The following is a 22,878-nucleotide window of genomic DNA, read 5'->3' as shown; positions in this document are numbered from 1 at the left end:
CCGGTAACTGTTATACTAATATCAGCGGGATTTTTTACAAAGGTCTTCGATTTCGAGATCGGGCAGTTCATCGCAGCTACTGGTGTCGTGTTTTTTCAGCTCAGCCAGTGCGTCAGCCACCGTACGCGTCTCCAGCACTTTCAACGAGGCTTCTTCCGCCTCTTCAGCAATCGATTTGAAGTACCAGCACAGGTTGGCACTCACCAGACAACGCGGTGCGACATCAGGGCGTGAAGCCCAGAGCTTTTTGTCTTCAATCACAGAGGTATAAATATCGCGCAGCGTGATCTCTGCGGCCGGACGCCCGAGGTGAATCGAACCAGTACGGCCAAGCGTAGAGACAATGATGCCATCGCGAGTTAACGGAACCATCAGTTTCCGAATGAAACTGGGGTTCGCTTCAAGACCATACGCCAAAATAGCACTGGTCGAGCGTTTGCCCAGTTGCTCCGCCATCGCTACGCTCAAAACCATCTGCAAAGCTGTCGGGAAGCGGTAATCAAGCATTTCTGTATCCTGAGTTGCGGTTTATCTTATTGTTTTTTTGCCGCGGCAGTGAGTAATCAATGAGCAATAAATATAACAAACACTGTTGCTTTTTAGAAGCGAGCTGCTGGGATCAAGGCACGTATTCATCATTTGATCAGGCAGAAGCGCACAGGCTGCTTAGTTTACGGCTCCCTTTTGCGGTTGCGGATTGGGCGCGGGCAATTTTTGCTTTAGCACGCCCACCAGCACCACATTCACTAACGCCAACAGGCACAACAGCCACAATGTGGCATTCGCCCCGAGCTGCTGAAAAACATATCCCCCTACCAGCGGCGTTAATGCCTGACCAATCAGAGCCGGACGCGCCATGCGCCCTACCACAATGGCGTAGGCCTCTGGTTTGACCATGACCAGCGGTAAAGTTCCCCGCACTATCGCCCGCAAACCGTTTCCAGCACCGTATAGCACCATACTGACCAGCGCGAACTGCGGAAACAAGGTCAACAACAACAATCCGATGGCCACCAGTCCTACCGAGAAAAACGTCGTCCAGATCGGATGTCCCCGTTTGAACGCGATATCCACAATACGTGACCCAACCTGACAAGGACCCAGAATCGCGCTGATGGCTAAGGCGGCGGTCAATGAGTGGCCGCTGGCTTGTAATAGACTAATCAACTGCACCGAAATAGCGGTCATGATCACTGAAGCAAGGGTAAAAATGCTGCATAGCAGCCAGAATAGCGCCGGTGCCAACTCACCACTGGCGTTATGCTGCTTTTTCGCCGTTTTCACGATGGGTTTAATCGGCGCAGGCAGTGCATACCAGTAGGCTGGCAACACGGTGAGACATAACAGCGCGGCAATGGCGAAACAGGCGCCGCGCCAGTCAAGCCAGTGAATCAGAAGCGCAATCCCCGGCCACACCAGCGTGGTGCAAAAGCCGGAGATTAAGGTAATGCCGGTAATCGCGCCACGAGCCTGTCCACCATAAAGCGTTCCGAGGGTGGCAAACAGGGCGTCATATAAACCCATCGCCATTCCGATGCCGATAATCAGCCAGGCAAACAGAAACAGCAGCAAATGGTGACTGAATCCCATAATCACCAGGCCCAGCGCCATCACCGCCCCGCTCGACGCCAGCAGCGCGCGGCCATAACTGCCGGCAATCAGGCGGCCACTTAAGGGTGCTAGCAGGCCAGAAACCAAAATACCTAAGGATAATGCGCCATACACCCACTGCTGCGACCAGCCGGTTTCCGCAACGATCGGATTCGCCATCACGGCCATAAGATAAAACGAACCGCCCCACGAAAGGATTTGAACGCCTCCCAGTGTCACAATGGCAGGAACCGCAGGTTTAGGGTGATGCTCCACGACAGGTTTCCGTTAGCAGGCAAAGCATTGTTATAACATGTTCATCCTGCTGGAAAAATGTTTGTGTGCCCTGCTTAGCGAAATCACGTTTCAGAGTGGAAGATTGGCACCAAATACGATAAGGTAAATGGTATGTTGTAACTATGGAGCGTAACATGTCTCGCTATGATCTAGTGGCTGATTTGCACGAGTGCGTCAACGCACTGGAACGCGGTTTAAGTAGCCTGCGCCAGCAAGTCGAACAGCAGCCGTTGCTGATCGCGCGCGCATTCAGCTTGCCCGAAATCGAGAAAGGCCACGAGAATGATGAAATTGAGCGTATCGCAGTGACTCAACATCTCGGGCAGAAAGCGCGAGACATGGCGCTGGCTCACTACTGTCGTCTGTTTATGCAGCATCAGTCGGAAAAACTCAGCACCAAGGCTGCGGTGCGTTTGCCTGGCGCCATCTGTATAGAAGCGGATGAAGCCGTCAGCGAGCACATCAGTCAGCAGGTGGCCAATATCAATGCGCTTAAGCTGCGCCTGGAACACCTGATTACCGTGGAGTCGGGGCTGCCGAGTGAGGCGCGCTTTGAATTTGTTCACCAACATTTGCGCGGTTTAATCACCCTGAACGCCTATCGCAGTGTGACCCTGCTGCACGCGCCGGATAGCCTGCGCTTTGGCTGGGCCAACAAGAACATCATTAAAAACCTGACCCGTGAAGCCGTGGTCGAGCAGCTGGAACGCAGCCTAAAGGCAAACCGTGCGCAAGCGCCCTGGACGCGCGAACAGTGGGCCGAGAAGGTGCAGCAAGAACTGGAGATGATTTTGTCACTGCCCGTCGATGCCAAACTGAAGATCAAGCGCCCGGTTAAGGTCCAACCGATTGCCCGCGTCTGGCGCGCCAGTAATAAGAAGCAGGTGCAACTCGCCTGCCCTTCACCGCTGCTGGTGCTGTGTCGGGATAAAACTCAGGTACCGATTCTAGGGGAATTGCTGGACTACGATGCCGATAACGTCACGCATCGTCATAAGCCGCTAGCGCAGCCGCTGCATCTGGTGATCCCACGGCTGCACTTGTGGAGTGACAAGCTTTAATGAAGAAGCGGCCCTCAGGCCGCCTCTGTCATCGCCAATCATCGCTGAACTGAGCGGAATTACCCCTCAGTTATCGCAATAATTATTGCTTCATGCTGCCAACCATCTCTTCAGGACGTACCCACTCGTCAAACTGCTCTTCAGTCAGATAACCGAGCTTCAGCGCCGAGCCTTTCAGCGTCAGCCCTTCTTTATGGGCTTTCTTGGCGATTTCCGCCGCTTTGTCATAACCGATATGGGTATTCAGCGCCGTCACCAGCATCAGCGACTCGTTCAGCAACTGATCGATACGCTCGCGCACCGGTTCGATGCCCACTGCACAGTGATGGTTGAAGCTGTCCATCCCGTCGGCCAGCAAGCGAATGGACTGCAGGAAGTTGTGGATCACCATTGGACGGAACACGTTCAACTCAAAGTTGCCCGAAGCACCACCAATATTCACCGCAACATCGTTACCCATCACCTGGCAGCACAGCATGGTCAATGCTTCGCACTGGGTTGGGTTCACTTTACCTGGCATGATGGAGCTGCCCGGTTCGTTCTCTGGAATGGCAAGTTCGCCAATACCACAACGCGGACCCGATGCCAGCCAGCGCACGTCGTTAGCGATCTTCATCAGTGAAGCCGCCAGACCTTTCAATGCGCCATGTGCATGCACCAGCGCATCACAGGTTGCCAGCGCTTCAAATTTATTCGGCGCAGTCACAAACGGTTGCTGTGTCAGATCGGCCAGCGCTTTCGCCACGCGCACCGCATACTCGGGATGGGTGTTTAAACCGGTGCCTACGGCGGTGCCACCCAGTGCCAGTTCGGCCACGTGTGGAATGCTGTGTTCGATGTGCTTGAGGTTATGTTCCAGCATTGCCACCCAGCCAGAAATTTCCTGGCCCAGCGTCAATGGCGTGGCATCTTGCAGGTGGGTACGACCAATCTTCACGATGTCTTTAAAGGCTTCAGACTTCTCGCTCAGGGTCTTTTTCAGCACATGAATCTGCGGAATCAGCTGCTCCCGCACGGCGATGACCGCGGCCACGTGCATGGCGGTGGGGAACACATCGTTGGAGCTTTGGCTCTTATTGACGTCGTCGTTTGGGTGCACCAAACGCGACATGCCACGCTCGCCGCCGAGAATTTCACTGGCGCGGTTGGCCAGCACTTCGTTCATGTTCATGTTGGTCTGGGTACCGGAACCGGTCTGCCAGATGGCCAGCGGAAACTCTTCACTGTGTTTATCAGCCAGCACTTCGTCAGCCGCTTTCATAATCGCTTCTGCACGCTCAGCCGGAAGCAGGCCGAGATCGCGGTTCACCTGTGCTGCAGCGCGTTTGGTCAACGCCAAAGCATGCACCAGTGCAACGGGCATCTTCTCGGTTGAGATACGGAAATGCTCCAGCGAACGCTGGGTTTGTGCCCCCCACAACTTATCTGCCGGTACTTCGATCGGTCCCATTGAATCTTTTTCAATGCGATTCGCTGCCATGACTACGTCTCCTTAGCTCAGATTAGAGGTTTCCGCTCAGGTCGTCTTCCCGCGACGCCGTTGAGCGAGCAAGATTGTCACACACAAGAAATTAACATTATGCGAGCCCATCGCGTTTATTGCACTTGTTGATGTATTTTGTATGGCACTTTCTGCTTTAATAAGCCTATTTACTTACGGTTATTAAGGGTAAACGATGCAAAAAATGAACAATTCGCTGCAAAATTACGCTTGGGGCAGCAAAACTGCGCTGACCGAACTTTACGGCATTGAGAACCCACAAGGATTACCGATGGCGGAGCTGTGGATGGGCGCCCATCCGAAGAGCCCGTCAACCGTTGAGATCAAAGGTGAAACACGTTCCCTGCGCGATGTCATCAATGATGACCAAACCGCAGCCTTAGGCGCGGCCGTCGCACAGCGTTTTGGTGAGTTGCCGTTTTTGTTTAAGGTGCTGTGTGCCGATCAGGCCTTATCGATTCAGGTTCACCCAAGCAAAGCCGCAGCCGAAGAGGGATTTGCGCGCGAGAATGCCGCCGGTATTCCGATTGGCGCTGCTGAGCGCAACTATAAAGACGCGAATCACAAGCCGGAACTGGTGTATGCCCTGACCCCATTCCAGGCGATGAACGGCTTCCGCGAGATGCACGAAATCGTCTCACTGCTTGAGCCGGTGGCCGGTGCCCATCCGCAGATCGCTCACTTCCTCGAAAAACCTGATGAGGCAAGCCTCGCCAAACTGTTCTCCACCCTGCTGTCGTTAAAAGACGAGCCTAAATCACTGGCGTTGGCGGTGCTGAAATCTGCACTTAACTCGCGTAGTGGCGAACCCTGGCAGACCATCAAAAGCATTGCGGCTGATTATCCGGACGATACCGGCTTGTTCTCGCCGTTGTTGCTGAACGTCATCACCCTGCAGCCTGGCGAAGCCATGTTTCTATTTGCCGAGACGCCGCATGCCTATTTAAAAGGGGTGGCACTCGAAGTCATGGCGAACTCCGATAACGTTCTGCGCGCGGGTCTGACACCGAAATTCATCGATATTCCAGAGTTGATGGCGAACCTGAAGTTTGAGGTCAAACCGGCTGCCACGCTGTTGACGCAGCCTCAGCAAGTGGGCGACACGCTGAACTTCCCAATTCCGGTGGACGATTTTGCCTTTGCCATCCACGCTCTTTCCGCCACACCACAGCCGTTAGCGCAACAGAGTGCGGCGCTGCTGTTCTGTATCGAAGGTCAGGCGGTGATTGAGAAGTCAGGTGAGCAACTGCTGTTGAAGCCCGGTGAATCATGCTTCGTTGCCGCCAATGAATCCCCGGTTAATGCCGCAGGTACAGGACGCCTGGCGCGGGTTTATAACGCGCTCAGCTGATCCGGCTGACGATACCAGCATTAACTGCTATTCTTTCAAACTATTACTTTAAAACGCCTGCGGGCGTTTTTCTTCACCGCCGCCCCCAAGCAGCGGCGTGCGGACCCAAGGATAAGGACGACTCAGCGATGAAAAAGACCAAGGTTGCCGTAGGTGTAATTGTAGCGATCGGCGTGATCTGGACAGGCGCGGCCTGGTTTACCGGCAAGCAGCTGGAAAGCCATATGGATCAGATGTTGCAGAACGCCAACACCCAGCTTAATGCCTATGCACCGAACGCTCGCCTGACGCTTAGCTACCAGGATTACCAGCGCGGCATCTTCAGCAGCAAAACCAAACTGGTGATTCAGGCCAGTTCACAGACGGAAGACAACCCGCTGCTGAAGCCGGGTCAAAGCATCGTGCTGAACGAAACCATCGACCATGGTCCCTTCCCCTTTGCGCAGTTGAAGCGCGGCAGCCTGATTCCGAGCATGGCTTCGGTGCATACCGAGCTGGAAAACACCGATGCGGTGAAGAAACTGTTTGAACTCACCAACGGTAAATCGCTGGTGACCGCTGATACGCGCGTCGGGTACAGCGGTGCCACTGATACCGCACTGGATCTGCTGGCGGTGGATTATAACAACGCGCAGACCGGCGACCGTCTTGCCACCAACGGCGGCACCCTCGAAATCAGCGCCGACAGCAAGGGCGATAAAGTCAGTCTGAATGGCGATTTCTCCAGCATCGCTGTTACCAGCAAAAACCAGGTTGAGCAGCCGGTGCTGTTTACCCTTAATGGCCTGAAGCTGAAGGGTGATACCCATCTCAGCCCGGAAGGCGTGCGCGTGGGGGATCAGTCCATCAGCCTGGATAAACTCGACGCCAGCATTAACGGTCAGGAAGGTTTGTCATTGCAGAAGCTGGACACCCAATCCTCCTTCGATAATAAAGATGGCAAAATCGGCGGCGATCTGAATATGAACGTCGGCAACATCAGCCTGCAGAAGCAGCCGTTCGGCGAAGCTAAGCTGGCGATGAAGTTTGCACAGTTTGATGCGCAAGCGGTGAAAACCTTCTCGGACAGCTACAACGCGCAGATGCAGGCACTGCTGAACCAGCCAGGTTTAGTCGAGGATCCCGTCCGCTATCAGGCTAGCGTGCAGACCATCCTGAAGAATAACCTGCCGACGCTGCTGAAGGGTTCACCGACCGTCAGCATCGCGCCGCTGAGCTGGAAAAACGATAAAGGGGAAAGTACCTTTAACCTCAGCATCGGCTTTAACGATCCCGCTACCGTCACCGGTGAAGCGCAGACGTTGGGCGCAGCAGTGGATCGCGTGCTGAAAACTCTGGATGGCAAACTGAACATCAATATGCCAATGGCTACCGAAGCGATGCGTCATGTGGGGCTGGCTGAAGGTTATCAGAGCGACGATGCGCAGAAGCTGGCGGATCAGCAGGTGAAAGGTCTGGCGGCAATGGGCCAGATGTTCCGTCTGACGCAGCAGCAGGATGATAACATCACCACCAGCCTGCAATATGGCAACGGTCAGGTGACTATGAACGGCGACAAGATGTCACTGGAGCAGTTTCTGTCACGCTATATGCTGGGCGCGCAGACCAGCGAAGGGATGCCTGAGTAACAGCGATATACCCGCGGCGCGAGCTATCGCGCCGCTAAACGCCCCGCACCAACTGCGGCGGCACAATCAGCGTTTGCACTTCCGCATCCGGTTTCGCCAGTCGTTGCAGCATCCTTTCCCCCGCTCGCCTTCCCACATCACGCGCTTCACTACTGACAAACGTTAGCGAGGAGTCATACGACTCGCGTAGCGGATCGTCATTAAAGCCGACCAGCGCCAGCTTTTGCGTGAAGTAGCTGTCCACCGCATCTTCGCCCAGCGAGCGTCCACTGTGGATCGCACCAAAATAGCAGCCGAGCGTGGTACTGGCGTTATGGGCAATGATAGCGGTGATGCGCGGATGGTGATGCAGCAGTTCCTGCGTCAATGCCGATACGCTCTGCTGCCGATCGTCGCACTCAATGATCCAGTCTGGACGAAACGGTAAGCCGTATTGCAACAGGGTCGCACAATAGCCGCCAATACGTTCCGCGCGCGTTAGAGAAGAACCCAATCCGCCGACCCACGCGATACGCTGATGCCCCTGACGGATCAGATATTCGGTGGCGATGCGCGCCGCCTGGCTGTTATCCGGACGCAAGGAATCGACCTTATCGAGGCTACTGGCCCGCGCGGCGCAAATGAGTGCAATCTGTTGCTCATGCGCCTGCGCGACCAGCGTATCCGCCTGCGCAACGGCACCACCCAACACAATGCCATCCGCGCCCTGTGCGGCCAGGGAATCGAAGCAGCGTTGCAGATGCTGCCCGTGTTGTCCGCTTTGCGTCAGAACCAACACTTTTCCCTGCTGCTCCAGCACTTCACTCAGCCCCGCCGTCATCGCCGCATAAAACGGCTGGCTGAGATCGCGCACAATCAAACCTATGACACCACTCTCACCGCCACGCAGGATGGAAGCTGAACGGTTACGTACGTAACCCAACTGTTCAATCGCCTGATTAACCCGCTCGGCCGTGGCGGAAGAGATACGTCCTTTACCGGACAGCACCAGAGAGACTGTCGATACCGATACGCCAGCCGCCTGCGCGACATCGTGAATAGTGGTTTTAGGCTGTGACATCCGGTTCCGTTTCCAACAACTGATGAAGAAACAAAGAGGTAAATCGTTACACTGATTCACGCAAAAATAAAGCCTGGGATTAGTCACGCTTTGTGACTATAGCCGCAAAACTGCTTGGTAAAACGTTTTATCATTCTTTACCATTTTGATAATTTGCCGCTTTTTAACCAGGAGAGACTATGTCCGCCAGCCGACCCAAAATGTCACTTTGGGAATTTTTCCAGAGTCTGGGTAAAACCTTTATGTTGCCCGTTGCCCTGCTGTCGTTCTGCGGCATTTTGCTCGGGATCGGTAGTTCACTGAGCAGCCACGATGTGCTGACGCTGATTCCGATGCTCGATCAGCCGTTCCTGCAATATCTGTTTATCTGGATGGCGAAGCTGGGTTCATTTGCCTTCAGTTATCTGCCGGTGATGTTCGCGATTGCGATTCCACTGGGCATGGCGCGGGAGAACAAAGGCGTCGCTGCCTTTGCCGGTTTTGTCGGCTACGCAGTGCTAAACCTGAGCGTGAACTTCTGGCTCAATATCAATGGCATTCTGCCAACCACCGACGCAGCGGTGCTGAAAGCCAACAACGTACAAAACATCCTTGGCATTCAGTCGATCGACACCGGTATTCTCGGCGCGGTGATTGTTGGTGTGGTGGTGTTCTGGCTGCATGAACGCTTCCACAATATCCGTCTGCCGGATGCGCTGGCCTTCTTCGGCGGTACGCGCTTTGTGCCGATTGTCACCACCGTGGTGATGGGCTTACTCGGCTTAGTGGTGCCTCTGATTTGGCCATTCTTTGCGCGCGCCATCACCGGCCTCGGCTGGATGATCAACAGTGCGGGTGAATTTGGCCCGATGATCTTCGGCACCGGCGAACGTCTGCTGCTGCCGTTTGGTCTGCAACATATTCTGGTGGCAATTATTCGCTTCACCGATGCGGGCGGCACGCTCGACGTCTGTGGAAAGAGCGTCAGCGGTGCCCTCACCATCTTCCAGGCGCAGCTGGCTTGCCCGGATACCCACGGCTTTGCGGAAAGCGCCACGCGTTTCCTGTCGCAAGGCAAAATGCCGGCCTTCCTCGGTGGTTTGCCGGGTGCCGCACTGGCGATTTATCACTGCGCACGTCCTGAAAATCGTCACAAAATTAAAGGGCTGCTGATTTCGGGTGTGGTGGCTTGCGTGGTCGGCGGGACTACTGAACCGATCGAATTCCTGTTCCTGTTCGTGGCTCCGGTACTGTATTTGATCCACGCCCTGTTGACGGGGCTGGGCTTCACCGTGATGGCGATACTCGGCGTGACCATCGGTAACACCGACGGCAACGTTATCGACTTCTTCGTGTTCGGCGTGCTGCACGGCCTCTCCACCAAATGGTATTGGGTGCCGGTGATTGCGGCGGTGTGGTTCGTGGGTTACTACGCGATCTTCAGGTTTGCTATCACCCGCTTCAATATCAAAACACCGGGTCGTGAAGCAGAAACCAGCAGCGTGGAACAGCAGGTCAGCCGCGCGGGCGTGGGGAAATCAGGCTACAACACCCCGGCGATTCTGGCGGCTCTGGGCGGTGTGGAAAATATCACCTCGCTGGATAACTGCCTGACGCGTCTGCGCCTCACCATTGCTGACATGAGTAAGGTGGACGATGCCGCGTTAAAAGCCAACGGTGCAATTGGTGTGGTGCATCTCAACCAAACCAGCCTGCAAGTAGTGATCGGTCCGCAGGTGCAGTCGGTGAAAGATGAAATGGCACACCTGATGAGCGCGACGGTGTCATGATGCAGAGGTTTGATTTCGACCAGGCCGTGGATCGCCACGGCAGCTGGTGCACGCAGTGGGATTTCGTGGCGGACCGCTTTGGTGTGGAGGGCTTATTGCCCTTCACCATCTCCGATATGGATTTCGCCACGGCGCCCTGCATCATTGAGGCCCTGCAACAGCGGTTAAACCATGGCGTCTTGGGCTACAGCCGCTGGCAGCACAAGGACTTTACCTCGGCCATTCAATATTGGATGAAGAATCGTTTTGCCACAGAGGTTGAGGCGCAATCGCTGGTTTACGGCCCGTCGGTGATTTACATGGTGGCGCAATTGCTGCGCCACTGGACCAAACCCGGCGATGAAGTGCTGATTCATACGCCCGCCTACGATGCGTTTTATCACACCATCAACGGTAATCAGCGCCGCGTGCTGGAACTGCCGCTACAGCGCCAGGGTAATGACTGGCAGTGTGATATGGCGCAGCTGGAACCGCTGCTGGCGCGACCCGATTGCAAAGTGATGCTGCTGTGCAGCCCGCACAATCCTACCGGCAAAGTGTGGCGGCGTGAGGAGTTGCAGCAAATGGCCGCGCTCTGTGCGCGTCACGATGTGAAAGTGATCAGCGATGAGATCCATATGGATATGGTGTTGGGCGACGCACACCACACCCCGTGGAGCCAGGTGGCGCAATCTTCCTGGGCGTTATTCACGTCGGCATCAAAGAGTTTCAACATTCCGGCGTTGACCGGCGCGTGGGGCATCATTCCGCATGAAGCCGATCGCCAGGCGTGGTTCCACGCACTGAAGCAGCAGGATGGTTTATCGTCACCGGCGGTGATGGCCGTCACGGCGACCATTGCCGCGTATCGTGAAGGTTCAGCCTGGCTGGATGCACTGCGCGATTATTTGCAGGCGAATATGCAGCACATCGCGCAACGACTGAATGCCGCGTTTCCTGCGCTGAGCTGGCAGCCCCCTGCCGCCACCTATCTGGCATGGATTGATCTCACTCCGCTCGGTATTGATGAGCAGGCACTGCAACAGCAGCTGATTCATCAGTACAAGGTGGCGATCATGCCGGGTTCGACTTACGGTGATGCCAGCCGCGGTTATCTGCGCCTCAACGCGGGTTGTCCACGCAGCAAGCTGGATGACGGGCTGGATCGCCTGATTGCGGCTTTAAAATCGTATTAAATGCGCTCGGATGCTGATTAATTCAGCATCCATTTCACGACTTGCGCAAATCACTGGCGCTGTTGCGCAAGATGTTTTTATAATGCTCTGCACTTTATGAAACTTTAGCGAGTGCGACATGATTGACCTGAAACTCCCCCTGACCGACATCCACCGCCACCTTGATGGCAACATCCGCGCACAAACCATTCTTGATTTAGGTCGCCAGTTTAATCTCGCGCTGCCAGCCAACTCGCTCGACGATCTACGTCCGCATGTGCAAGTGACGGCCAATGAACCCGATCTGGTGAGCTTCCTGCAGAAGCTGGATTGGGGCGTGAAAGTGCTGGGCGATTTAGATGCCTGCCGCCGCATTGCGCTGGAAAACGTGGAAGATGCCGCACGCGCCGGTATTCACTATGCGGAACTGCGTTTCTCACCAGGATATATGGCGATGACGCATAACCTGCCGATTGCCGGTGTAGTGGAAGCCGTGATTGATGGCGTGCGCGCTGGCGTAAAACAGTATGGCGTGGATGTGAACCTGATCGGCATTATGAGCCGTACCTTTGGTGATGAAGCCTGCCTGCGCGAACTGGAAGGTTTGCTGGCACACCGCGATGGCATTACCGCCGTCGATCTGGCTGGTGATGAGCTCGGCTTCCCGGGCAGTGAGTTCCTCAGCCACTTCAATCGCGCGCGTGATGCTGGTTTCCGTATTACCGTGCACGCCGGTGAAGCTGCTGGCCCGGAAAGCATCTGGCAGGCGATTCGCGAACTCGGCGCGGAGCGTATTGGCCATGGTGTGAAAGCGATTGAAGACCGCGCGCTGATGGATTTCCTGGCTGAGCAGCGCATTGGTATCGAATCCTGCATGACCTCGAACATTCAGACCAGCACGGTAGCTTCACTGGCCACTCATCCGCTCAAAGCCTTCCTGCAACACGGTATTCTCGCCACCATCAACACCGATGATCCGGCAGTTCAGGGTATTGAGCTGGCGCATGAGTATGAGCACGCTGCGCCGCAGGCAGGACTCACTACCGAAGAGATGCGCCAGGCGCAGGAAAATGGTGTGACAATTGCCTTCCTCAGCGATGCAGAGAAAGCTGCACTGCGTCAGCGCGTGGCGGGATAACGCGCCTTAAAGTAAAAAAGGTGCGCATTGCTACGCACCTTTTTAATCAAGCCGCACCTGGGTGAACTGAGCTTTTATAGCATCGGTTCCCGCAGGGTGCGCTTTCGTTTTATCACTTCAGCGACATCGTCTGGCGCTTCTCAGCGGACTGTAAACCGAGTTCAATCAGCTCCATCACCTGAATCGCCTCTTCAGCCTGTACCGGATTATCACCGGTGCCCGCAATCGCATCACGAATTGCCGCGTAGTATGCCGGATAGTTACCCGGCAGCGTCAGCAGCTCTTTCTCCACCATCACATCGCCTTCTGCCAGCGTCAGGCTACCGTTGCGCATGTCGTAGCCCCAGTCTTCCTGCGGTGGACGTTCACCCGCTTTCAGACGATCTTCCTGCGGATCCAGGCCGTATTTGACATAGCTGCCCCGCGTGCCGTGCACCACAAAGCGTGCAGATTCAGCCGCCACCAACATGCTGGCATGTAACACCACGCGACGAGTGGGATAAGTCAGTACTGCGTGGAAATAATCGGTGGTTTGCGCTCCCGGGCGCAGTTCAGCCATATCCACATTGATCGCCACCGGCGGACCAAATAATTGCAGCGCCTGGTCCAACACATGCGGTCCAAGATCAAACCAGATACCGCTGCCCGGGCCTTTCATCTCACGCCAGCGCTGACGAACTTCAGGGCGGAAGCGATCAAAATGCGATTCGAGATAACGCACATCACCTAAGGCGCCATCAGCCAGCAAAGTTTTCAGCGTCAGGAAGTCACTGTCCCAACGACGATTGTGGAATACGGAGAGCAGCAGCCCTTTGGCCTTGGCCAGTGCATCCAGCTCACGCGCTTGTGACAGTGTCACGGTAAACGGTTTATCCACCACCACATGTTTACCGGCATTCAGTGCCGCTTTGGCTAACGGGAAGTGAGTATCATTTGGCGTCGGTATCACAATCAGTTGCAGTGTCGGGTCATCCAGCAGGGCTTGTGGATCAGAGACCACCTGCACCGAGGGCCAATCTGCATGCACCTTGCTGGCATCGCTGCTGGAGACGGCTGCCAGTTCAACGCCTGGCGTACCGACGATCAAAGGAGCATGAAAGGTTTTGCTGGCAAAACCGTAGCCAATCAGGCCGACACGTAATTTATCGCTCATTCTCATTCCTCTTGTTCGTTACCAGACTGATTTAAGACGAATCAGCCAGTAACAACAAGGCGGAATCACCTGAAAACTCAGGAGATAGCACTCCGTGCCGGTTGCCAGCTTTCCTGCGCCACCAGGGCATCGTGCGCATCCTGACTGCGACGGCGGAAATCACTGGGGCTGACGCCGACCCGTTTGCGGAACACGCGAGAGAAATAGAGCTGATCGTCATAACCCACTTCGCGCCCGACCGAGGCAATGGGCTCCTGCGTGGTTTGCAGTAACAGTTTGGCGCGGATGACGCGCTGATCTTCGCGCCAGCGCAGCAGATTAATCCCCATCTGTTCGCGAAACAGATGCGCCAGTCGTGACGGGGAAAGACACACATGCCGCGCCACTTCCTCGATTTTTACTTCGCTTGCCAGATGGTTGGTGACGTATTGGCAAGCTTCAATCACGCGCGGATCGCGGATTTGCTGATGACTGCGCGGATCTTCTTCCACCGCACGCAACAGCAAGCGCTCCAGCAGATTCATCGCCAGTTCCTCGGCAAAGCGACGGCCTGAATTGTGGGTTTGCTCAATGCTGGCAAACAGACGATCAAACTCGGCACGTTGCGCTTCCGGCAAGCGTAACCGCCCCACGCCCTGGCTCTCATCCTGCCACTGCAACCAGTCCGTCCAGTATGCCCGTGGACGGAAATAGACCCAGCGGTGGAACCAGCATGGGCTGTCTGGTGAACGGCCATAGTAGTGCGGGGTTTTAGGCTGGAACAGCAGCAAGTCACCGGGTTCGCAGTCAAACGCCGATTCGCCATCAAAAATGCGGCCCTGACCTTTGATGGTCAGATTAAGGATGTAACCCTTCATGCCGAGCGGTCGGTCGATAAAGAAGTCCAGCTGATCGTTGGCATTGATCGGTGTTAAGCCCGCCACCAGCCAGGCATTGAAGGGATAGCCGGGTAGCAGTGGGTTCTGCTGCTCACCAGGGGGTTCACGATGATACATAGTGCCTCACGGTAACCTGTAAATGCGCAGTGCCGCGCGCCAGAAGGGCGACCATTTGGCCGCCCTGCCTCATCTTTTACGGCTGGAATCAGGCCGCTTTGTTTTTCTGTTTGTAGCGGTCAAAAATCACCGCCGCTAACAGTATCAAACCGCGCACCACATACTGTGAGAACGGCGAGATATTCAATAAATTCATCGCATTTTCAACCGTACCCAGAATCAGCACGCCCGCCACCACATACGAAATCTTACCGATGCCACCTTTCAGCGAAACGCCGCCCAGCACACAGGCTGAAATCACGATCAATTCATAACCGAGTGAAGTCATCGGCTGACCACTGGTCATGCGCGAGGCCAGAATAATGCCCGCCGCTGCCGAAACCAGTCCCGAAAGAATGAAGATAATGATGCGGGTACGCACCACCGGCACCCCGGCCAGGCGAGCTGCTTCTTCATTACCGCCAATCGCCAGCGTGTTGCGGCCAAAGGTGGTTTTATTCAGCACGAAACCAAACACAATCATGGTGGCGATGGTGAGCCAGATCGGCGCTGGCAAGCCGAGCCAGTTGGCATAACCGAGGGTGAAGAAGCGTTCATCCTCGATGCCGACGGCTTTACCGTCAGAGAAGATATAGGCCAGACCACGCACTATCTGCATCGTCGCCAGCGTGGTGATCAGCGCATTGATCTTCAGCCGGGCAATCACGAAGCCATTAATAAATCCGGTGGCCATGCCGAGCACTAAACCGGCCGCGACGCCCAGCCACAGACTCTCCGTCATGTTGATCACCACGGCGGTCACCACGCCTGCGCAGGCGATGACCGAGGCGACGGAAAGATCAAAATCGCCCGACGCGAGGCAGAACAGCATGCCGCAGGCCACCATGCCGGACATCGACATGGCAAGCCCCAGCCCTTTCATATTGATGAACGTGCCAAAGTTGGGTACGAAGATGGCGCAAACGATAAACAGCAGCGCGAAGACCACCAGCATGCCGAAGTTATCCCAAATACGCCCCAGCTGCAGGCCGTTACGCTGCACCGGTGGAGTGTTGGAAGTGGTAGATGAAGCCATTGTTGCTCTCCTTTACATCAGGCCACGGCGGCCGCTTGAGGGGTTTTCGGCATCGCCAGGCTCAGCGTCAACTGCTCCGTGGCCGCGTCGTGTGGCAGTTCTCCGGCAATTTCTCCTTCACGCATCACCACGATGCGGTCAGCCAGGCCCATCACTTCGGGCAAATCGCTGGAGGCAAACAGCACCGCGATCCCTTTATTTGCCAGTTGGTATATCAGGTTATAAATCTCATGCTTGGCACCCACATCAATACCGCGCGTCGGTTCATCCAGCAGAATCACGTTCATCTCTTCGGACAGCCAGCGACCCAGAATCGCCTTCTGCTGATTGCCGCCTGACAGGTTCATGATCAGCTGCTGCGGGCCTGGCGTTTTGATATTCAATGAGCGGATGTGAAGATCGGCGTTTTTCGCCTCCCAGCCGGGTTTAATCAGACACCCCGCCGTGAGATTGTGGCGGCGCGCGCTGATATTGATGTTGTCGCGCACCGAGTGCACCGGAATAATCCCTTCGGATTTACGATCCTCGGGACACAGCATGATCCCCGCGCGGATCGCATCGATCGGCTGACGGATGTTGAGCTTTTTACCATCCAGCGACACGCTACCGCCGCGCAGTTTGGTGGCACCAAACAGCCCTTTCATCAATTCGCTGCGCCCTGCGCCCACCAGACCAAACAGGCCGACGATTTCACCGGCTCGTACCGTGAGTGAAATCGGCATACGCACGCCCTTGGCTTCGACCTGGTCAAGCTGCAAACGCACTTTGCCCAAGGCGCGCGGCGCATAGCCGTAGATATCGCCAAGGTTACGACCGACCATCGCCTGCACCAGGTCGTCATGATGCGTATTCGGCATATCAGTGAAAGTGCGCACATAGCGACCATCTTTGAACACGGTGATGGCATCGCTCAGGGCAAAGATCTCCTCCATACGGTGCGACACATACAGCACCGTACGGCCCTGATCGCGCAGCTGACGAATGACGCGGAACAGATGCTCGATTTCACGCGCTGAAAGTGAACTGGTCGGCTCATCAAAAGCGATAATGCGCGCATTGCGCGCCAGCGCTTTGGCGATCTCCACCATTTGCCACTGGCCGAGCGACAGATATTTCAGCGGCATATCAGGATCGATATCCATGCCGAGATTTTTAAGCTGCAAATCCGCTTCGTAGCGCAGCAGTTTGCGATTCACCAACCCACGTTTGTGCGGCAGCTGGCCGAGATAGATGTTCTCCGCCACGCTCATCTCCGGCACCAGATGCAGTTCCTGATAGATGATCGCTACGCCCGCATCCAGCGCATCCACGGTGTTGTTGAAGCTTTTCACTTCACCTTTGATGCGAATCTCACCTTCAGTCGGCTGATAACTGCCGCTGAGAATCTTTAACAGCGTGGACTTTCCCGCGCCGTTTTCGCCCATCAGCGCGTGCACTTCCCCGGCGCGGCACTGGAATGAGATATCCTGCAGCGCTTTCACGCCAGGAAAGGTTTTACTGATGCCATGAAAGGACAGAAAAGCTTGATCAGTTTCCATGGAAACTCCTCTTCGCCTCCATCTTTCGCGCCGTTGCTGTGTTGTCTTCGCGCTTTGCCCCAGCCATCAATGAAACGGGCGCAAACGCGATGGCCAACCTGCTGCAACACCCGGGATGGAGGCTGCGTTTATCAATCAGGCGACTTACATCAGCCCTTTCTTCGCCAACTCAGTTTTGAAGTTGTCGCGGGTAATTAGCACCACATCGGTGACTTCGGTGAATTTCGCGGGCTCTTCGCCTTTGGTCACCCAGTTGTAGAGCATCTGGCTGCTCTTATAACCGTGCACATCCGGGCTGGGCAGCAGCGAACCGTAGAAGCCGGTTGGTGCGCCTTTAGACAGCTCGCTCACCGCGTCCACACCGTTGATGCCAATGCCAATCACGTCGGGCGCTTTAAAGCCCTGGCCTTCGGTCGCGCGCACGCCACCCAGCACGGTGTTGTCATTCATGCCGACAATCAGCCAGTGTTTTACTTCTGGATGCTGCACCAGCAGCGAGTTACCGGCATCAAATGCCCCCGGAATATCGTTGGATTTGGTCGGCACCTGATAGATCTGTTTCTCCGGGAATCCGGCGGCTTTTAGGGCGTCCATCGAACCGCCAGTGCGACGACGCGCAGTGTCCAGCTCATTGGCGGTAATCGCCATGACGCCGGTCTCTTTCGCATCCCAGCCGCGCTTCTGCATCTCTTTGTAGAGTTCCTGGCCCTGGCGCTCACCGATTTTGGTTGCGGCCATCATCACCAGCGGCACGGTGTCCATTGGCTTGCCTTTGGCGGTAACAAACTGGTCATCAACCGCAATCACTTTCAGGCCATAGCTACGCGCTTTCGCCACGATGGCTGAACCCAGCTTTGGGTCCGGTGTGCAGATCACGAAGCCTTTGGCCCCGCTCGCCGCCAGGCTATCAATGGCATTCAGGGTTTTCTCACCGTCGGGCACGGCAATTTTGATCACGTCAAAGCCAAGATCTTTGCCAGCCTTATCTGCGAACTTCCATTCGGTCTGGAACCAGGGTTCCTCCGGTTGTTTGACGAGGAAACCGAGTTTCATGGTCTCGGCGATAGCGGATTGTGACATAACCGCGGCGAGACCTACCGCCGCCAGCGCTTTAGTGAATTTATGCATGATGCTCTCCGGCACAATGATGTTTTATCGCTGTTAATAACGAATCGGTGTAAACGCTACCAATTGGATTTCACGTTTGGGTACAGCGCAAAATCAGCGCGTTAGCTCAAAGGTTGTACAAAGGCTGTGCAAACGCTGGGCTAGTTGTAGCGGTAATGGCGAAGAAAAATGTAGAGCGGTATCACATCCCAAAACGATGACTAATTCCTCCATATATTCAGCGAAATTAACCAGTCATTAACTTTTGCTGCCGATCACAGAACGGTTCCGATGACAGAAAAGTGCATATTCTCAGCCAGCGATGACTAACCGCTTATGCACCCGCATTCCAGGATAGAGCCAGATAACTCACACAGGAGAATCCCAATGGGTGCTGGCGCCATAACAATTGGGCTGGATTTTGGCAGTGACTCGGTGCGTGCCCTCGCCGTGGACTGCCACAGTGGTAAAGAGCTGGAAAAGGCTGTGGTGAACTACCCACGCTGGGCGAAGGGAGAATTCTGTGACGCACATGCCAACCGTTTTCGTCATCATCCTCAAGACTATATCGACGCGCTGGAGCAGGCGGTGGTCGCGGTGGTGCAAGCGTTAACTCCCGAACAACGCGCTGCCGTGGTGGGGATAGGCGTGGATTCAACGGGTTCAACCCCTGCACCGATTGACCGTGACGGCAACGTGTTAGCCTTGCGCCCGGAATTCGCCACCAACCCCAACGCTATGTTTGTGTTGTGGAAAGATCACACCGCGATTGAAGAAGCGGAAGAGATTAATCAGCTGTGCCGCAACGGTCATTTCACCGATTACACCCGCTATATCGGCGGCGTGTATTCGTCGGAGTGGTTCTGGGCCAAGATTCTGCACGTGTCACGCCAGGATGCAGCAGTGCGTGATGCGGCAGTGTCTTGGGTGGAACTCTGCGATTGGGTACCGGCACTGTTGAGCGGTCGCACTGCCCCGACGCAGCTGCGGCGCGGACGCTGCGCCGCCGGGCATAAATCGCTGTGGCATCCTGAATGGCAGGGTTTACCGCCCGCAGATTTTTTCCGTGCACTCGATCCGATGTTGGTCGAGCAGCTGGATTCTCCATTGTTTACCGACACCTTAACTGCTGATGTACCGGTGGGCACGCTTTCCAGCGAATGGGCGCAGCGTTTGGGATTGTCTGAGCAGGTAATTTTGTCCGGTGGGGCCTTCGACTGTCATATGGGCGCGGTCGGTGCGGGCGCGCAGCCTTATACGCTGGTGAAAGTGATTGGCACCTCAACCTGCGACATTTTAATTGCCGACAGCGAGAAAGTCGGCGATCGCGCCATCAAAGGTATCTGCGGCCAGGTCGATGGCAGCGTGGTGCCGGGCGCCATCGGCTGCGAAGCGGGTCAATCAGCGTTTGGTGATATCTACGCCTGGTTTAGCCGCTTGCTGGGCTGGCCGCTGCAGCAGGCCGTGGTGCGCCATCCTGAGTTGCAGCCGCAACTTGCTGAGATGCAGCAGGATTTAATCCGCTCCCTTACTGAAGCCTGGGCTGCCGATCCCCAGCTTGATCATCTGCCCGTGGTGCTCGATTGGTTCAACGGGCGTCGCACACCGGATGCCAATCAGCGCCTGAAAGGCGTGATCACCGATTTGAATCTTGGCACCGACGCGCCTGCGTTATTTGGTGGTCTGGTGGCCGCCACGGCGTTTGGTGCCCGCGCCATTATGGAGTGTTTCGAGAAGCAGCAGATTCCGGTGGAGAGCATTCTGACGCTCGGCGGTATCGCACGGAAGTCCCCCGCCATTATGCAAGCCTGTTGCGACGTGATGAACCGTCCGCTGGATATCGTGGCTTCTGACGAGTGCTGCGCGCTGGGTGCTGCCATTTTTGCCGCCGTCGCCGCAAACGTGTATGCCGATGTGCCTGCCGCACAGCAGGTGATGGCGAGTCCGATCGCCGTGACCTTGCAGCCCAACAGTCTGCGCGTGGCGGGCTATCAACAACTTTATCAACGCTATCAAAACTGGTGCCAGGCCGCTGAACCTCAGTATGCCGCCCGCGCCACATCCGCTAAGTAAAGGAGCGAGAAATGGAACAGAACGTTTGGTTTGTGATTGGAACGCAGCATCTCTACGGAGCGGAAACCTTGCGCCAGGTTGAACATCACGCACGCCAGGTGATGGACGGATTGAATCAAGCGGGCACACTGCCGGTACCGCTGGTGTTGAAGCCGCTGGTGAAATCACCGGATGAAGCGCTGGCGCTGTGCCGCGAGGCCAATCACGACAATAGTTGTGTCGGCATCATGACCTGGTTACACACCTTCTCACCGGCCAAGATGTGGATTGGTGGACTGAGCATCCTGAATAAGCCGCTGCTGCAATTCCATACCCAGTTCAACGCAGAAATTCCGTGGGACAGTATGGATATGGACTTTATGAATCTGAACCAGACCGCACATGGCGGCCGAGAGTTCGGCTTTATCGGCGCGCGCATGGGCTTACAGCACAGCGTGGTGACCGGCCACTGGCAGGATAAGACCAGCCAGCAACGCATCGGACGCTGGATCAATGCGGCACTAGCGAAGCAGGCCAGTCAGCAGCTGAAAGTGGCGCGCTTTGGCGACAATATGCGCGAAGTGGCGGTGACCGAAGGCGATAAGGTGGCGGCACAGATTCAGTTTGGTTATTCGGTCAACGGTTGGGGCGTCGGCGATCTCGTTGAGGTGGTGAACAGCGTCAGCGATGGCGATGTGCATGCGCTGATCGATGAATACGAGAGCCAGTATTTGTTCAGCGAGGCTGCCGCCGTGAATGGCGAGAAGCGTCAGAACGTGCTGGATGCGGCGCGCATTGAATTAGGTTTGAAGCGTTTCCTCGATGATGAGGGCTGCAAAGCCTTTACCACTAATTTCCAGACTCTGCACGGCATGACGCAGTTGCCAGGCTTGGCCGTTCAACGTTTGATGGGCCAGGGTTATGGTTTTGCCGGTGAAGGTGACTGGAAGACCGCTGCGCTGCTGCATATTTTGAAGGTGCAAGCCGGGAATCGTGCGGGCGGTACTTCATTTATGGAGGATTACACCTATCACTTCTCACCGGGCAATGATTTGGTGCTGGGTTCACATATGCTGGAAGTGTGCCCATCGATTGCCAAAGAGGTGAAGCCGTTGATTGATGTTCAGTTCCTCGGCATTGGTGGCAAAGCCGATCCGGCGCGCATGATTTTCTCCACGCCAGCCGGTCGCGCGGTGAATGCCAGTGTGATTGATATGGGCGATCGTTTCCGTTTGCTGGTGAATGTGGTAGATGCGATTGAGCAGCCGAAACCGCTCCCGAAATTGCCGGTCGCGCGTGCCTTGTGGCGTGCCCAGCCCTCACTGGCTACCGCTTCCGAGGCATGGATTCTTGCCGGCGGCGCACACCATACGGTGTTTAGTCAGGCACTGGATTTGGATGATATGTACCTGTACGGCGAGCTGAACGGCATCGAGGTTCTGGTAATCGATGAGGATACGCGTTTGCCGGCGTTTAAAGATGCATTGCGCTGGAACGAGGCGTATTACCGGTTAGCGCGCTGATCGTGTTATGACCTGTTGAAGCCGCGTTGAGTCGCGGCTTTTTTGTGGCTAAAACCTGCGATCCAGGCAGCATAGCAACGCCCACCTTTGTCTCCTTTATGCAGGTTCGTTGCGGTTTTTTTGGCGCTGAATTTGAATCGAATTTTCAGGTTTGCACTGACTACAGCAATGACAGTCTCAATTGCACCATAAAGGCCAGCCCGAAGAGCAAAGCGTTCGCGCCAGGGATGGCGCGGCCGATCTGCATGGATGCGGGGTTCCTTTACGATCGGGCTGGCCTTTAGGGGGCTTCGCACCGAACCATCAGCAACTCCAGCTAACTTACAAAGATGGGTGCTGTGGCTAAAAACGCGCGGTTCAGTCGACAAAGGTGGGCGTTGCGTAAAGTCGGCGTGAATACATCCCTGTAGCCTCGGACGCCGCATCCCTGCGGCGTACGCTTTACTCCACTGCCCACCTTTGTCTCCTTTATGCAGGTTCGTTGCGGTTTTTTGGCGCTGAATTTGAATCGAACGCTCAGGTTCACACTGACTACAGCAATAAGAGCCCTGACCACCGTTGTCTCTATACGGAGGCTTGATGCGATGTTTTATTAGTTCAGTACTGAACAGAACTTTCAAGTTTGCAGGGACTACAGCAATGACAGTCTCAATTGCCCCATAAAGGCCAGCCCGAAGAGCAAAGCGTTCGCGCCAGGGATGGCGCGGCCGATCTGCATGGATGCGGGGTTCCTTTGCGATCGGGCTGGCCTTTAGGGGGCTTCGCAACCAACCATCAGCAACTCCACCTAACTTGCCAAGATGAGGGCTGTGGCTAAAAACGCGCGGTTCAGTCGACAAAGGTGGGCGTTGCGTAAAGTCGGCGTGAATACATCCCTGTAGCCTCG

At 55.6% G+C, this 22,878-nt stretch carries 18 protein-coding genes; 8 read left to right on the top strand and 10 right to left on the bottom strand.

Annotated features, from left to right (window positions below):
• Nucleotides 1-21: 21 nt before the first annotated feature.
• Both QMZ65_RS00090 and QMZ65_RS00085 read right to left on the bottom strand, forming a co-directional pair.
• Complete coding sequence (locus QMZ65_RS00090) at nt 22-507, bottom strand: RrF2 family transcriptional regulator (protein WP_034827354.1); 486 nt, start codon at nt 505-507, stop codon at nt 22-24.
• A gap of 159 nt (nt 508-666) precedes the next feature.
• Entirely contained in the window at nt 667-1,866 is a 1,200-nt protein-coding gene (locus tag QMZ65_RS00085; protein ID WP_097117226.1) for an MFS transporter, read from the bottom strand.
• Between the two features lie 155 nt (nt 1,867-2,021).
• Between QMZ65_RS00085 and tus the strand changes: the two genes are divergently transcribed.
• Nucleotides 2,022-2,948: a DNA replication terminus site-binding protein gene (tus, locus tag QMZ65_RS00080; RefSeq protein ID WP_097117227.1), complete on the top strand. Its 927-nt coding sequence runs from the start codon at nt 2,022-2,024 to the stop codon at nt 2,946-2,948.
• Nucleotides 2,949-3,030: 82 nt separating this feature from the next.
• On the opposite strand, the gene fumC is transcribed toward tus, so the two are convergent.
• A complete protein-coding gene (fumC, locus tag QMZ65_RS00075; RefSeq protein ID WP_283215154.1) occupies nt 3,031-4,428 on the bottom strand; it encodes a class II fumarate hydratase in 1,398 nt (465 codons plus the stop codon).
• A 196-nt stretch (nt 4,429-4,624) separates the two neighbouring features.
• On the opposite strand from fumC, the gene manA reads away from it, so the two are divergent.
• Together manA and QMZ65_RS00065 are read left to right on the top strand one after the other, a co-directional pair.
• The gene (manA, locus tag QMZ65_RS00070) at nt 4,625-5,800 is read left to right on the top strand and encodes a mannose-6-phosphate isomerase (protein ID WP_283215153.1); all 1,176 of its coding nucleotides are present in this window, start codon (nt 4,625-4,627) and stop codon (nt 5,798-5,800) included.
• A gap of 128 nt (nt 5,801-5,928) precedes the next feature.
• The gene (locus tag QMZ65_RS00065; RefSeq protein WP_058960012.1) at nt 5,929-7,428 is read left to right on the top strand and encodes a YdgA family protein; all 1,500 of its coding nucleotides are present in this window, start codon (nt 5,929-5,931) and stop codon (nt 7,426-7,428) included.
• Between the two features lie 34 nt (nt 7,429-7,462).
• Here the strand turns inward: QMZ65_RS00065 and malI are convergent, their stop codons facing one another.
• Nucleotides 7,463-8,488: a Mal regulon transcriptional regulator MalI gene (malI, locus tag QMZ65_RS00060; protein ID WP_283215152.1), complete on the bottom strand. Its 1,026-nt coding sequence runs from the start codon at nt 8,486-8,488 to the stop codon at nt 7,463-7,465.
• 179 nt (nt 8,489-8,667) lie between these two features.
• Between malI and malX the strand changes: the two genes are divergently transcribed.
• The 3 genes from malX to add all read left to right on the top strand — a co-directional run bounded on the left by malX (nt 8,668) and on the right by add (nt 12,549).
• Entirely contained in the window at nt 8,668-10,257 is a 1,590-nt protein-coding gene (gene malX, locus QMZ65_RS00055) for a maltose/glucose-specific PTS transporter subunit IIBC (protein ID WP_283215151.1), read from the top strand.
• Nucleotides 10,254-11,432: a MalY/PatB family protein gene (locus tag QMZ65_RS00050; protein WP_283215150.1), complete on the top strand. Its 1,179-nt coding sequence runs from the start codon at nt 10,254-10,256 to the stop codon at nt 11,430-11,432. The genes malX and QMZ65_RS00050 overlap by 4 nt, the downstream gene beginning before the upstream one ends.
• A gap of 118 nt (nt 11,433-11,550) precedes the next feature.
• On the top strand, nt 11,551-12,549 hold the full coding sequence (gene add / locus QMZ65_RS00045) for an adenosine deaminase (RefSeq protein ID WP_283215149.1): 999 nt from the start codon (nt 11,551-11,553) through the stop codon (nt 12,547-12,549).
• A gap of 112 nt (nt 12,550-12,661) precedes the next feature.
• Here the strand turns inward: add and QMZ65_RS00040 are convergent, their stop codons facing one another.
• The 5 genes from QMZ65_RS00040 to QMZ65_RS00020 form a co-directional block, all read right to left on the bottom strand.
• Nucleotides 12,662-13,702: an oxidoreductase gene (locus QMZ65_RS00040; RefSeq protein ID WP_283215148.1), complete on the bottom strand. Its 1,041-nt coding sequence runs from the start codon at nt 13,700-13,702 to the stop codon at nt 12,662-12,664.
• 77 nt (nt 13,703-13,779) lie between these two features.
• Nucleotides 13,780-14,697 (bottom strand): arabinose operon transcriptional regulator AraC, encoded by a 918-nt coding sequence (araC, locus tag QMZ65_RS00035; protein ID WP_283215147.1) that lies wholly within the window; start codon nt 14,695-14,697, stop codon nt 13,780-13,782.
• Between the two features lie 88 nt (nt 14,698-14,785).
• Complete coding sequence (gene araH, locus QMZ65_RS00030; protein ID WP_034827386.1) at nt 14,786-15,772, bottom strand: L-arabinose ABC transporter permease AraH; 987 nt, start codon at nt 15,770-15,772, stop codon at nt 14,786-14,788.
• Between the two features lie 17 nt (nt 15,773-15,789).
• Nucleotides 15,790-17,310, bottom strand: coding sequence for an L-arabinose ABC transporter ATP-binding protein AraG (gene araG, locus QMZ65_RS00025; protein ID WP_097117235.1), 1,521 nt, complete (start codon nt 17,308-17,310; stop codon nt 15,790-15,792).
• Between the two features lie 144 nt (nt 17,311-17,454).
• Nucleotides 17,455-18,438, bottom strand: a complete 984-nt coding sequence (locus tag QMZ65_RS00020) for an arabinose ABC transporter substrate-binding protein (RefSeq protein ID WP_034827390.1) — start codon at nt 18,436-18,438, stop codon at nt 17,455-17,457.
• 366 nt (nt 18,439-18,804) lie between these two features.
• On the opposite strand from QMZ65_RS00020, the gene QMZ65_RS00015 reads away from it, so the two are divergent.
• Nucleotides 18,805-20,490 (top strand): ribulokinase, encoded by a 1,686-nt coding sequence (locus QMZ65_RS00015; protein ID WP_283215146.1) that lies wholly within the window; start codon nt 18,805-18,807, stop codon nt 20,488-20,490.
• An 11-nt stretch (nt 20,491-20,501) separates the two neighbouring features.
• Nucleotides 20,502-21,992, top strand: coding sequence for an L-arabinose isomerase (gene araA / locus QMZ65_RS00010; RefSeq protein ID WP_097117237.1), 1,491 nt, complete (start codon nt 20,502-20,504; stop codon nt 21,990-21,992).
• Nucleotides 21,993-21,997: 5 nt separating this feature from the next.
• Here the strand turns inward: araA and QMZ65_RS00005 are convergent.
• Nucleotides 21,998-22,878 (bottom strand): hypothetical protein (locus QMZ65_RS00005; protein WP_283215145.1); only part of this gene is annotated, 881 nt, incomplete at its 5' end.

This window comes from Pantoea sp. EABMAA-21, assembly GCF_030053335.1.
Classification (GTDB): Bacteria; Pseudomonadota; Gammaproteobacteria; order Enterobacterales; family Enterobacteriaceae; genus Pantoea; species Pantoea communis.
The sequence above is the reverse complement of the archived record's forward strand: the minus strand, read 5'-3'. Positions and strand labels throughout refer to the sequence as shown.